The sequence below is a fragment of the Actinomycetota bacterium genome (assembly GCA_030019255.1).
In the GTDB taxonomy this organism is placed as follows: Bacteria; Actinomycetota; Geothermincolia; order Geothermincolales; family RBG-13-55-18; genus Solincola_A.
On record JASEFK010000012.1, the window covers coordinates 20258 to 33492 of the forward strand.

The following is a 13235-nucleotide window of genomic DNA, read 5'->3' on the forward strand; positions in this document are numbered from 1 at the left end:
AAATGACCATGGTATTGGCAATCATTATCGGAGTAGCGGCCCTGCTGGTGGGGGCCCTGGGTGGTTATTTGGGGCGGAAGATCATAGCCGAGTCCAAGATATCCTCCGCCGAGGATGCGGCCAGGAAGATCATAGAGGAAGCGGAGAGGACCTCGGAGAACAAGAAACGCGAGGCTCTACTTGAGGCTAAGGATGAGATCTTCGCCATGCGCAATGAAGCTGAGCGGGAGATAAAGAACCGCCGCAGCGAGCTCCAGAGGCTGGAGCGGAGATTGCTCCAGAGAGAAGAGCAGATGGACAACCGGGCGGAGAACCTGGAGAAAAGGGAAAAGGCCCTGGCGGAGAGGGAATCTCAGCTGGAATCCATGCAAAAGGAAGTGGAGAGAACCCTTCAGGAGCAGCAGGAGAAGCTGGAGAAGATAGCCGGTCTATCCAGGGAGGAAGCCAAGCAGATACTCTTGGCCCAGGTGGAGGAGGAGAGCAAGCGGGAAGCGGCCCAGATCCTGAAGCGGATGGAGCTCAAGGTGAGGGAGGAGGCCGACAAGAGGGCCAAGAACATCATCGCCAACGCCATCCAGAGATGCGCTTCCGATCACGTGGCGGAGACCACCGTTTCCGTGGTCCCCCTGCCCAACGACGAGATGAAGGGGAGGATCATCGGTCGGGAAGGGCGGAACATCCGCACCTTCGAGACCCTTACAGGCATAAACCTGATCATCGACGACACCCCGGAGGCGGTCATACTGTCCAGCTTCGACCCGGTGAGGCGGGAGATAGCGCGCCTGACCCTGGAGAGGCTCATCGCCGACGGCCGCATCCAGCCCGCCCGCATCGAGGAAATGTACGAGAAGGCCAAGGCCGAGGTGGAGGCGGAGATCAAGGAGGTGGGCGAACAGGCCGTCTTCGAGGTGGGCCTCCACGGGGTCAACCCTGAGCTCATGCGGGTTCTGGGAAGGCTGAAGTACCGCACCAGTTACGGACAGAACGTGCTCAAGCATTCCCTGGAGGTGGCCCACCTGGCCGGGCTCATGGCCGCCGAACTGGGGACGGACATCAAGCTGGCCAAGAGGGCGGGCCTCCTGCACGACATCGGTAAGGCCATCGATCACGAGGTGGAGGGTTCCCACGCCATCATCGGCGCGGAGTTAGCCAAGCGCCTCAAGGAGAGTCCGGCGGTCATCCACGCCATAGAGGCCCATCACGGCGAGGTGGAACCCCAGACCATCGAGGCGGTGCTGGTCCAGGCAGCGGACGCCATAAGCGCGGCGCGGCCCGGGGCGCGGAGAGAGACCCTGGAGAGTTACATCAAGCGGCTGGAGAAGCTGGAGACCATCGCCGACTCCTTCGAGGGCGTGGAGAGCTCTTATGCCCTCCAGGCGGGCAGGGAGATCAGGGTCATGGTGAAGTCCGACGTCATCGACGACCTGGGTTGCATCACCCTCTCCCGGGAGATAGCCCGCCAGATAGAGGAGGAGCTGGAATACCCCGGCCAGATAAAGATAACCGTGGTCCGGGAGAAGCGGGTCGTGGATTACGCCAAGTGATGGTCGCTACCAGCTCACCGTGGCCAGGAAACCCGGTTCAGGCTCCCGCCCCGGGCTGCTTTGTGAGGGTAAGATGAAGGGTTTTTCCTCCCACTGAGAAAACGCTGTATGCCGCCGGGGGAACTCGTCGAACCCCCCGCAAGGACCCCCGGGGGTCTTGACCGGAGCGCCGCGACCTTCCTATCTTGGTTGTCGGGTTCTGTCGTCTATTGGGCAGGCCCCTTTTTTGCGGACCGGGGGTTCAGGGGTAACCACAGGCTGCCGAGATGAATCAGTAGGGCGGGCGGCGGATCATGCATGCCAGAAACCCCTGGTGGCGATGGCCGTGCGAGTCGCGCGGCGGTCGCGGGACAGCCGAAGGACGAGGTGGGGCCATGCGCGAGGCGGACAACGGCAACGACCTCCTCGGTTTCGTGAAAGAACTCGCCGACCCGGCCACCTTCACCGTGGAGGAGGACCTGGGTCACGGGTACGTGCGGCTTCGGGTCACCGAGGCGGAGAGGCGGCAGGCGCTCCAGGACATCCGCAGCGTCGAGGACGTGGTAAAGGAACTGGTGCGCAACGCCCGCGACGCGGGCGCCAGGCACATCCTGGTCTCCTTCCAGAAGGAGAGGGGGCGCTGGAGGAACATATGCGTCCTGGACGACGGCGGCGGTATACCCATCGAGCTGCACCACAAGATATTCGAGGCCCGGGTGACCTCCAAGATCAAGGAGGTGGTGGCCGATCACCTGGGCATCCACGGCAGGGGCATGGCTCTCTATTCCATTAAGCAGGTGGTGGGAGAGGTGCATCTGGTCGGTTCGGAGGTGGGGAGGGGAACCGTCATCCGGGCGCGCATAGACACCCGGAACGTCCCGGAAAGAAAGGACCAGTCCACCTTTCCGCGGCTGGAAGTAAACGAGGAGGGCTGCCTGGAGGTGGCCGGCGGCCCCCACAACGTGCCCCGCGTGCTCACGGAGTTCGTGGTCCAGGACGACGGCGTGGAGATATACCTGGGGTCCAACGCGGAGATACTTTCCACCCTCTACCACCTCTCCTCGGACCTCCGGAAATCGTGGGCAGGGGGGAAGGAGGTCGAAGGACGCCCGCTGTGGTTCGAACTGGGCGGCATCAAGGAAGGGAAGGCCCTGAGGAGCTTCGCCTGGGAGCGGCTGGGACTGGCGGTCTCCGAGCGCAACGCCTTCCGGGTACTTGAATACGAGATACCGCCACTGATGAGCATAAACGAGCTCCTGCGCCGCGGCGCCGACGACCCGTGCATCCGCCGCTCGGACCTGCACCGCCCGGCCCGCACGGATTGGGGCGACCAGCTGGCACGCCGCCTCACCCCACAGGACCTGAGGGTGCTGGCCAACCGCCTCAGCGAGGTCTTCGCGGACATTGGGGAGAGGTGCTGGCTAACCGCCGAGCAGCCGGTCATAAAGAGGCGCAAGGACCGGCTGATCATCTCCCTCCGCCTGCACGAGAAGGAGGATTAAGGGGGCCTGGAGAAAGGGGCGCGGCAGGAAGCACGATATGGCTGGCGACGGTTTACCGGAACCTGGCGAACCCTCGCCGCCGCGGACTTTTTGAAGGCGAGGTGTCCCTTGGTTTCGCGATCATTTCCACTAGCTCTTTCTTACCCTTTAAAGGTATAAAGGACATCGTTATAATAGAACCGATACCTGGGATGTCGGCTTCGCCGCACAGAAGGAGCAATGGGAGGAGTAAGGAGATGGAAGTGCTCAAGGTTTCCTCGAAGTCTAACCCCAATTCAGTGGCCGGTGCTCTGGCTGGAGTGCTTCGCGAGTCGGGCAGCGCCGAGATCCAGGTGATTGGAGCCGGCGCCCTGAACCAGGCCATCAAGGCCATCGCCATCGCCAGGGGTTTCGTGGCTCCCAGCGGCATCGACCTGGTATGTATCCCCGCCTTCACCGACATCATCATCGACGGTGAGGAGAGGACGGCCATCAGGCTTTCCGTCGAATCGCGCTGATACCGGGCCTTGAAGTCGCCGGCGCGACTGTCCTTCCCGGCGGTGCCGCAGGATGAAGCTCGTAAGGCGGAGTACCTTCCCGCACCCCGCGCGATACTGGAATGGACAAGAGGCCGCTCCTCAACACGCTTTTTCCTGGAGGATGGCAGAAACTTCCTGAGTTATTGGCACAACCCGGATAGGAGAGAAAAGGGGGTTTCTACAGAAGGTCGGCGTAAACAACGGGCAGATTCAAGGTAAATCCCCGCTGAAAAGGAAGAGGCTTCCAGACGTCATGATGCAACCCGGATCGGAGAGAAAAGGGGGTTTCTGCAGAAGGTCGGCGTAAGCAACGATTCGGCACAAAAGGAATCCCCGCCTAATAGGGAGAAATTTCCAGGTTTCGCGGAACAAACGTGACCGAACGAAAATCAGGCCGCTTACATACCCCTGTTTACCTCCTCCCGTAGGGGCTATAAAATAGGTTAACCGGTGTCCTGTCCGGCGGTGCTCCGCCAGGCCGGGCATCGCGCGGAGGCGAGGCGACGCGGGATAGGCAGCATGGAGGATAAGGAAGGATGACCACGCTCAAGGTGATATTTCTGCTGGCGGCCGTCATCTCCGTGCCCACCCTATGCTTTTTCCTGATCCGCCTGACTCTCAAGCTCTCGAGGAGCGTGGACCAGGTGAACCGTACCCTGAAGGATGCCCGGCCCCAGCTGAATATGCTGCTGGTCAACCTGAACAAGGCTGCGGAGGAGATCAACCTGGAGCTGGAGAACGTCACCGCGGCGACCGGCGAGATACGTGATCTGTTCTCCGGCCTGGAATCCAGCCTCGCCGCGGTGGAGAAAGCCCTCCGTTCCCCCTGGGCCAGGTGGGGAAGCTTCCTGGCCACCGCGGCGGCCGGCAGTAGCCTCCTGCGCCGCATCCTTCACGGGCGAGGATGACGGCGGAGCGCGAAGAAGGGAGATATGGGCATAGATTTCATCTTTTCCACGGCTTCCCTCTTCCAATGGGAGCTGGAGCGCATATTCAATCTGGCCGGCGAGGCGGGCTTCAGCGGCGTGGAGCTCATGGTCACCAAACGCCCCGAGACCCAGTCCCCGAAGGAAGTGAGGCGCCTGGCGGAGAAGTACGGGCTGAGCGTGGATTGCGTTCACGCCCCATTTCTAATGGCGGCGCGGAAGGTGTGGGGCGACTATCGGGGCAAGATCGAGCACTCCCTGGAGATGGCGCGCCGCCTGGGAGCCGGAGTGGTGGTGGCCCATCTGCCCTATTTCTGGCAGTGGCAGTACGCGCGCTGGGTACGCCGGGATCTGAAATCGGACCGGGAGAGGGGAGGCGTATGCCTAGCGCTGGAGAACGCCATGCTGCTCAAGCTGCGCCGCCCCCTCAACTTCAGCTTCTACAACTCCCTTCCGACGCTGGCCCGTTTCCCGCACCTGGTCTTCGACACCAGCCATTTCGCTATCGCTGGCGTGGACATTTTCCGCGCCTGGGATATTCTGGGAGAACGGGTCAGGCACGTCCACCTTTCCAACAATTACCTCAAGGGCTTCGACGATCACGCCCTGCCCTTCGACGGCCGCCTTCCCCTGGACCGTTTCCTGAAGCTGCTCTCGACCACTGGGTACCGGGGCAAGGTCTCCCTGGAGCTCGGTCCAGGTCCCCTGGAAGCGCGGCTGGGCGAGAGGCGGGTGCTGTCCAACCTTAGACGCAGCCTGGAGTTTTGCCTGGAGTCCGTGTAAGGCCACGCTGACCCTGGGCGGCCAGGCGCCGACCTTCACGCTCCTTACCGAAGCCACGCGAAGGATAAGCGCATAGAGGCCTCCGAGGGCATTTCCTCCCTTTCCGTTCCTCTGCCGGGCCGAACGGAAAACGCCCGCGGTCCGGGAGGCGCGGGCCCTGCCCGCCCTCCATTAAAAGGCCCTGCGGACGGGGCGGTCCGGGCTGAAGCATGCGGCACCGGTATATCCTCTCGATTCCCTTCACCTCCCGCTCGAAGTGCGTCGCGTTCCAACCGGCTTTGCCCGAGTCCGAGACAACAAGACATGGTTTACAATGAGGGTATGGAAGAGGAAAAGAGCTTTGCCCTGCTGACCTTCGGTTGCCAGATGAACCTTCACGATGCCGAACGCATCGCCGGCATCCTCCATGCCGCGGGCTGGCGGGAAACCGAACCTGGGCAGGCCGGGGCAGTCATCCTCCTCACCTGCTGCGTGAGGGAGAGTGCCGAGGAGAGGCTTTACGGCCGGCTTTCCTCCCTCCGGCCGTTGAAGGAGGAGAGGGGCACCCTTATCGCCGTGGGCGGCTGCCTGGCCCAGAAGGACGGCCGGCGGCTCCTGGAGAGGGCCTCCCACGTGGACCTGGTCTTCGGGACCCACCAGTTTCCCCGTATCGCCGAGCTTCTGGAAGAGGCGGCCGAAAGGCGCGTCTGCGCTCTGGGGATGAACGGTCTCCGCCTGGCTGGCCTTCCGGCCAGGAGGAAGGAGAACTTCAGGGCTTGGGTGACCATAACCCACGGGTGCGACAACTTCTGTTCCTACTGCGTGGTCCCCTACGTCCGCGGAAGGGAAATGAGTAGGCCCCCGGAAGAGATACTCGAGGAAGTAGGACGCTTGGTGGAGGAGGGCGCGCGGGAGATCAACCTCCTTGGCCAGAACGTAAACTCCTACCGCCTCCGAGAGGAGGGGCGCAGCCGTTTCGCCGAGCTGCTGCGCCTCCTGGGGCGGGAATTCCCGGGGGTATGGATACGCTTCACCACCTCCCACCCTCGCGATTTCGACCGCCGGATAATGGAGGCCATCGCGGAGACGGAGAACGTATGCGAGCACGTCCACCTCCCCGTGCAGGCCGGTTCGGACCGCATACTCCAGGCCATGAACCGGGGTTACCGGGCGGCGGATTACCTTCGCAAGGTGGAGGAACTGCGGGACCTGGTGGATGGCGTGGTCCTGACCACCGACCTCATGGTAGGCTTTCCGGGGGAGACCGAGGAGGACTTCCGGCAGACCCTGGAACTGGTGGAACGGTGCCGGTTCGACGCCGCTTTCACCTTCATATACAACCCGCGTCCGGGCACCGCCGCCTCGCGGCTCGGCGACGACGTCCCCAGGGAGGTAAAGCTTGAAAGGCTGGAAAGGCTGGCGGACCTCACCCGCCGACTGACCGCGGAGAGCCTGCGGGGGAGGGTGGGAAGGGTGGAGCACGTTCTGGTGGAAGGCCCCAGCCGCAAGGACGAGGGCATGTGGAAGGCGCGCACCAGGGGAAATCAGCTGGTGCATTTCCCTCGGGGTCGGGAGAACCTGGAGGGTAAGCTGGCCCGGGTGAGGATCACCCACTCCGGCAGCTGGAGCCTTTACGGGGAACTGGTGGAGATAGGCGGCTTTACCGGTTGAGGGCTGTTTCCCGGACGCCGGACCGGGGTATCCTAATATCTGGCCGGCCGCGAGTTACTACGGAAGCCCATCCTGGGAGCGCGGAAACCCGGGGTCTGGAGATAGGTGAACGGTCGAAGGGCGTTTGCTGGGGGTGATGGAGTGAGCGCTGAAGCGGGAATCTTAGGCGGGTGCATAGTCCCCCACCCTCCGCTGCTGGTGCCCGACATCGGGGGCAGGGAACTAGAGAGGGTGCGTTCCACCCGGGAAGCCATGGAGAAACTGGGGTCGGCCGTCAGGGACCTGGGCCCGGACGTCCTGGTGATGATCTCTCCCCACACCCCCATTTTCCGGGACGCCTTCTCCGTCAAGGTGGGGGAAAGGCTGGAGGGGAGTTTCGCCTCCTTCGGATGTCCTCAGGTGCGCATAGCCAAGAACAACGATGTCGAGCTGGCTCGCGCCGTGGTCGAGGAAGCCAAGGCGGAGGGCCTCCCCCTGGTACCCCTGGAGCACTCGAGGGGAGGCTGGCTGGACAGGGGCGAGGAGCTGGACCACGGGCTTCTGGTGCCCCTCTACTACCTCGACCGGTATCTGGAAACGCCCATAATCTCCCTGTCCATCTCCGGGCTGGATTACCGGAGCCACTTCCGCCTGGGGAGGATCGCGCGCCGGGCATGCCGCCGGACGGGGAGGAAGGCCGTCTTCGTGGCCAGCGGGGATCTTTCTCACCGCCTTATAAGGGGGGCGCCGGCCGGGTATCATCCCCGGGCAGCGGAGTTCGACCGCCGCATCGTGGACATCGCCCGCACCGGGGACTTCGAGTCCCTGTACCTGCTGGAGGAGGAACTGGTGGAAGCGGCTGGGGAATGCGGACTCCGTTCCATCCACGCCCTGTGGGGAGCCTTGAAGGACGGGGAGCTGCACAACCAAGTGCTTTCCTACGAGGGTCCCTTCGGGGTAGGGTACCTGGTGTCCCTGCACCTCATCTCCTCTCGGGAGGTGTGAGAATGAGCGGGAAGGAAACCCGGAGCCCGAGCAGCCCTCACGTGTCCCTTGCCCGAGCGGCCATCGAGAAGTGGGTCCGGGAGAGGAAAATCCTGGATCCCGGACCCCGGGAGAGGCTGCCCGAGGAGCTGCGGGAGCGGGCCGGAGCCTTCGTTAGCCTCAAGAAGGGGGGCGAGCTCAGGGGGTGCATCGGCACCTTCCAGCCCACCCGGGATAACCTGGCCGAGGAGATTGTCTCCAACGCCATCAGCGCCGCCACCCGCGATCCCCGCTTCCCCCCCGTGAGCCCGGATGAACTCCCGGACCTGGACATAAGCGTGGATGTCCTGAGCGAACCGGAACCGGTGGAGGACATCTCCCAACTCGACCCCCGCCGCTACGGGGTCATCGTCCAGAGCGGAGGGCGGCTGGGCCTCCTCCTCCCGGACCTGGAAGGCGTGGACACCGTGGAGGAGCAGCTGGACATCGCCAGGCGCAAGGCCGGGATCGGCGGGCACGAACCCATCCACATCTACCGTTTCACGGTCCGGAGGCACCATTGAGGGAGACGGCTCCATCGAGGGAGGCGCCTCCCGGGATGCGCACGAGAGGAGAGACCGGGATGAGCCACATTGTCCGGCGGGATCCGGCGTCCTCGTCCCGGAGCGCCGGCGCATTGCGGGGATGGAACATGGCGGCATGCCGCTCCTCCATGCGTTCCGCGGGGAGGGAAGGTTTTCCGGACCGGAAGCCCGGACGAAGGAAGGAGGTCGCGGCGGTCTCCGACCCGCTCCAGGGCCGCTTCATGCGCCTGCAGGCTTCACTCCGGCACGCGAGACCTACGAACCAACCCTGAAGTTGATGGCCGAGGGGAACGCCGGCAAGGGAATAAGGGTGGCCGCCGTCCTGGGCCCTACGGCGGTGGGGAAAAGCCGCATAGCCGTGGAGGTGGCTCGCCACCTGGAGGCGGAGATCATCTCCGTGGATTCCATGCAGGTATACCGTGGCATGGACATCGGCACCGCCAAGCCGGGGCCCGAGCTGCAGGAGATAGTCCCCCACCACATGATCGACGTGGCGGATCCCGCCGAGGATTATTCCGTGGCCCGCTTCCAGCGGGAGGCGCGCCGGGCGGTGGAGGAAGTGGCGGCACGGGGAAAGGTGCCCCTCCTGGTGGGGGGAACGGGCCTGTACTTCGAGGCAGTGGTCTACGACCTCCGCTTTCCGCCCGGTGGCGAGGAGGACGAACTCCGGCGGGAACTGGAAAAGTGGGCGGAAGAGGACCTGGACGGACTGAAGCGGCGACTGAGGGAGGTGGATCCCGAATTCGCCTCCCGTGGTGACTTCTCCAATCCCCGCCGCGTGATCCGGGCCATGGAAGTCTACCTGCGGACGGGCGTTCCCATTTCCCGCTTCCAGTCGCGTCGCGGCGAGCAGGCGCTGGTCTACCCCTATTGCGGCGTGGTCCTGGATGCCCCCCGCCAGGCCCTCTACCGGGCCATAGACCGAAGGGTGGAAGAGATGGTTTCCGCCGGGCTGGTGGAAGAGGTGAAGGCTCTTGCGGCAAGGGGCCTTTCCCGTACCGCGAGGCAGGCCCTGGGGTACAAGGAGGTCCTTTCCTATCTTGACAGCCAAAAACCCCTCGGGGAGACTATCTCTGAAATAAAGCGCCGTTCCCGGCGCTACGCCAAGAGGCAGCTGACCTGGTTCCGGCGTCTGCCGGGACTTCGATGGTTGAGGCTCGAGGAGCACGAGCTCCTCCAGCATCCCCCCGAGAGCTGGAAAAGAGTGCTCGAGTGCCTGCAGGAGGAGTTGAGCGGAGGAGAGTAGGTGGTCTTTTACAAGTATCACGGCACGGGTAACGATTTCATAATCCTGAGCGCCCTGGACCGCGGAGGGCCTTTCCTTGCCCCCGCGGAGATCGTGGAGCTCTGCCGCAGGCACACCGGCGTGGGAGCGGACGGGGTGATCTTCGCCTGTCCGCCACGTGCCGGGGGGGACGCCGGGATGCGCATCTTCAACGCCGACGGAACGGAGGCGGAGATGTGCGGGAACGGCATCCGTTGCCTGGCCAAGTACCTTTACGAGAGGGCGGGAATCAGCCGGGAGACGATGTTCGTGGAGACCGGGGCCGGGACCAAGGAGCTGCGCCTTTCGGTGGAGGAGGGAAGGGTGCGGGAGGTGGACGTGGACATGGGCTTTCCGGAATTCGGCGGTCCCGATCTCCCGGACTCCGTGGAAGCCGGCACCCCGATGGAGATAACCCTGGACCTCCCGGACGGGGCGAGGACCCAGGCCCTCTGCCTTTCCATGGGCAATCCCCACTGCGTGCTCTTCGTCCCCGAGGTGGAGAAGGCACCGGTAAAGGAATGGGGTCCGCACATCGAGAGACACCCTTATTTTCCCCACCGCACCAACGTGGAGTTCGTGGAGGTGGTGGATGAGGGACGCCTCAGGGTGCGGGTCTGGGAGAGGGGGGTGGGGGAGACCCAGGCCTGCGGAACGGGAGCCTGCGCCGCCTTCGTGGCCTGCGTGCATTCCGGCAGGGGGGTCACCTCCATGGAGGTGTCGCTCCCGGGCGGAAAACTCAGGATCTACGCGGATCCGGGAGGTCACGTACACCTGGTGGGCGGCGCGGTGGAGATATTCAGCGGAGAGTTGAGTCCCGGATGGATGGACCGTCACTGAGTCGGTACCGGGAATTCCCGGAACCCGGGCGAGGACGTTTACCCGCCGTCGCCCTCTGGAGGGCGGTGACCAACGGCAGAGGATTCGGAAATATAAAGCCTGCAAGGAGGAGATGGTGAGAGTTTCCAGGAGGATCGAGGAACTCCCGCCCTACCCCTTCGCCGAGATCGACCGGCGAGTGGAGGAGCTCAGGAAAAAGGGAGTGGAGATAATCAACTTCGGCATCGGGGACCCCGATCTGCCCACGCCACCGCACGTGGTGGAGGAGCTCCGCCTTCAGGCGGCGCGCCCGGAGAACCACCGCTATCCCTCCTACCAGGGCATGAAGAGGTTCCGGGAGGCCGCCGCCTCCTGGTTCCTCGGCCGCTTCGGAGTGGAGCTGGATCCCGACCGGGAAGTGTTGACACTCATCGGTTCCAAGGAGGGGATCGCCCACTTTCCCCTGGCCTGCCTGAACCCGGGAGACGTGGCCTTGGTCCCGGATCCCGGTTATCCAGTCTACCGCACGGCGGTCATCCTGTCCGGCGGACAACCGGTGGACCTGCCCCTGAGCGAGGAGAACGGCTTCCTGCCCGACCTGGATTCCGTGGAGGACGCGGTCTGGGAAAAGGCCAGGGTGCTGTTCATCAACTACCCCAACAATCCCACCGCGGCGGTGGCCGACCTTTCCTTCTTCGAGAGGGCCGTCTTCTACGCCAGGCGCCACCAGGTGGTCCTGGTTCACGACAACGCCTATTCGGAGATCACCTACGACGGCTACCGCGCTCCCTCCCTCCTGGAGGTCCCCGGGGCCCGGGAGGTGGGGCTGGAGTTCCATTCCCTATCCAAGACCTACAACATGACCGGATGGCGCCTGGGCTTCGCCGTGGGGGGAGAGGAGATCGTCGCCGCCCTGGGCAAGGTGAAGACCAACGTCGATTCCGGGGTCTTCAACGCCATCCAGCTGGCGGGCGTGGCAGCCCTGGAGGGTCCCCAGGACTGCGTGGAGGACAACCGGAACGTGTACCGCAGGCGGAGGGACGAGCTGGTGAACGCACTACGCTCCCTGGGCTGGAAGGTCGATCTTCCCAGGGCCACCCTCTACGTCTGGATGCGTGTGCCCGACGGCCACACCTCGGAATCCTTCACCCGTGAGCTTCTGGACAGGGCGGGGGTGGTGGTGGTCCCGGGGGCCGCTTACGGGTCCCGCGGGGAAGGATACGTGAGGTTCTCCCTCACCCTGCCCGACGAGGAGCTGAGGGAGGGGGTGCGCAGGCTCCGGGAAGCCTTCTCCTGAGCGGCGGGATTCCGGATACATCCTTCCGGTAGCAGGCTGGACGTAAGGCGGGGTGACGACCCTTGAGCGAGGAACACAGGGACCTTTCCGAGCGACTCCCGGAAGAGGAGGCGGAGAAGGCCGTACTGGTGAGCGTGCTCTGGGGGGATGTCCCGGAGGGTGAGGCCGAGGAGAGCCTGGCCGAACTGCGCTCCCTGGCTGAAACCGCCGGCGCCGTGGTGGTCGACTTCCTCGTCCAGTCTCGCCGGAAGCCGGATTCCGCCACCCTCCTGGGCAGGGGGAAACTGGAGGAGCTGCAGAGGCGGGTTTCGAAAAATGGCGCCGACCTGGTCATCTTTGATCAGGAGCTCACCTCCTCGCAGCAGCGCAACCTGGAGAACGCCCTGGGCATCAAGGTCGTTGATCGCACCGCCCTCATCCTGGACATCTTCGCCCAGCACGCGCACTCCAAGGAGGGTAAGGCCCAGGTGGAAATGGCCCAGCTGCGCTACCAGCTTACCAGGCTGACCGGGAAGGGCGCCCAGTTGAGCCGCCTGGGAGGAGGGATAGGTACCCGGGGACCCGGCGAGACCAAGCTGGAGGTTGACCGCCGCCGCATAAACATGCGCTTGAGGACCCTGAACCGGGAACTCAGGGAGCTCACCCGGGTGCGTCGCGTGAAGAGGAAGAGGCGCCTGCGCCTGGAGGTCCCCACCTTTTCCCTGGTCGGCTACACCAACGCCGGAAAGTCCTCCCTCCTCAACCGGCTTACCGATGCCGGTGTCCTGGTGGAGGACGGCCTGTTCTCCACCCTGGACCCCACCACCAGGCGGGTGGTGCTTCCGGGGAACCGGCGCGCGGTGATCACCGACACGGTGGGTTTCATCAACCACCTGCCTCACCAGCTGGTGGAGGCCTTCAAGTCCACCCTCGAGGAGGTCAGGGAGGCGGACGTCCTCCTGCACGTCATCGACGCCTCGGCCTCCAATATCGAGCGGAAGACCAGGGCCGTGGAGGAGGTCCTGGAGGAGCTCGGCGCCCTAGAAATTCCCACTATCTACGTGCTCAACAAGATCGACCTCCTGGGGGCGGAGGAAAGGGAATCCCTGCGCAGGAAATTTCCCGGCAGCGTGCTCACCTCCACGGTCACCGGAGAGGGCCTCCCGGAGCTCAAGGAGAAGATGGCCGCCTTCATCCCCGCCTCGCGCACCATGCGTTTGAAGCTTCCCCTGGAGGAGGGCCGCCTCCTCTCCCTGCTTTACCGGCGGGGAAGGGTGCTGGAGGTGAGCACCAGGGACGGTTTTTACCGCCTCCTGGCCGAGGTGCCCCCGGAGCTGGTGGAGAGGATGCGGCCCTTCCGGGAGGAGGACGGGGCCTGAGGGGCGGTACCGCGCATCCTCGCCATCCCGGTCCGGAGCCGGAGATGC

General features: G+C 64.3%; 12 protein-coding genes. All 12 read left to right on the plus strand.

The features are described 5' to 3' along the window. Nucleotides 1–2: 2 nt before the first annotated feature. The 12 genes from rny (at nt 3) to hflX (ending at nt 13187) form a co-directional block, all read left to right on the plus strand. Nucleotides 3–1544 (plus strand): ribonuclease Y, encoded by a 1542-nt coding sequence (gene rny, locus QME84_10095; GenBank protein MDI6874615.1) that lies wholly within the window; start codon nt 3–5, stop codon nt 1542–1544. A 374-nt stretch (nt 1545–1918) separates the two neighbouring features. After that, nucleotides 1919–3025, plus strand: a complete 1107-nt coding sequence (locus tag QME84_10100; protein MDI6874616.1) for an ATP-binding protein — start codon at nt 1919–1921, stop codon at nt 3023–3025. 236 nt (nt 3026–3261) lie between these two features. Beyond that, nucleotides 3262–3522, plus strand: a complete 261-nt coding sequence (locus tag QME84_10105; protein MDI6874617.1) for a stage V sporulation protein S — start codon at nt 3262–3264, stop codon at nt 3520–3522. A gap of 557 nt (nt 3523–4079) precedes the next feature. Further along, nucleotides 4080–4451 (plus strand): hypothetical protein, encoded by a 372-nt coding sequence (locus QME84_10110; protein MDI6874618.1) that lies wholly within the window; start codon nt 4080–4082, stop codon nt 4449–4451. Between the two features lie 24 nt (nt 4452–4475). Then, nucleotides 4476–5252, plus strand: coding sequence for a sugar phosphate isomerase/epimerase (locus QME84_10115; protein ID MDI6874619.1), 777 nt, complete (start codon nt 4476–4478; stop codon nt 5250–5252). Nucleotides 5253–5573: 321 nt separating this feature from the next. Then, nucleotides 5574–6902, plus strand: a complete 1329-nt coding sequence (gene miaB / locus QME84_10120) for a tRNA (N6-isopentenyl adenosine(37)-C2)-methylthiotransferase MiaB (GenBank protein MDI6874620.1) — start codon at nt 5574–5576, stop codon at nt 6900–6902. A gap of 141 nt (nt 6903–7043) precedes the next feature. After that, nucleotides 7044–7886 carry a class III extradiol dioxygenase subunit B-like domain-containing protein gene (locus QME84_10125; GenBank protein ID MDI6874621.1) on the plus strand — a complete coding sequence of 281 codons (843 nt, stop codon included), beginning with the start codon at nt 7044–7046 and terminating at the stop codon, nt 7884–7886. 2 nt (nt 7887–7888) lie between these two features. Then, nucleotides 7889–8428, plus strand: coding sequence for an AmmeMemoRadiSam system protein A (amrA, locus tag QME84_10130; GenBank protein MDI6874622.1), 540 nt, complete (start codon nt 7889–7891; stop codon nt 8426–8428). A gap of 298 nt (nt 8429–8726) precedes the next feature. After that, nucleotides 8727–9695 carry a tRNA (adenosine(37)-N6)-dimethylallyltransferase MiaA gene (gene miaA / locus QME84_10135; GenBank protein ID MDI6874623.1) on the plus strand — a complete coding sequence of 323 codons (969 nt, stop codon included), beginning with the start codon at nt 8727–8729 and terminating at the stop codon, nt 9693–9695. After that, complete coding sequence (gene dapF / locus QME84_10140) at nt 9696–10553, plus strand: diaminopimelate epimerase (GenBank protein ID MDI6874624.1); 858 nt, start codon at nt 9696–9698, stop codon at nt 10551–10553. Between the two features lie 115 nt (nt 10554–10668). Next, nucleotides 10669–11829, plus strand: coding sequence for an LL-diaminopimelate aminotransferase (locus tag QME84_10145; protein MDI6874625.1), 1161 nt, complete (start codon nt 10669–10671; stop codon nt 11827–11829). Between the two features lie 62 nt (nt 11830–11891). Next, nucleotides 11892–13187, plus strand: coding sequence for a GTPase HflX (gene hflX / locus QME84_10150; GenBank protein ID MDI6874626.1), 1296 nt, complete (start codon nt 11892–11894; stop codon nt 13185–13187). Nucleotides 13188–13235: the final 48 nt, after the last annotated feature.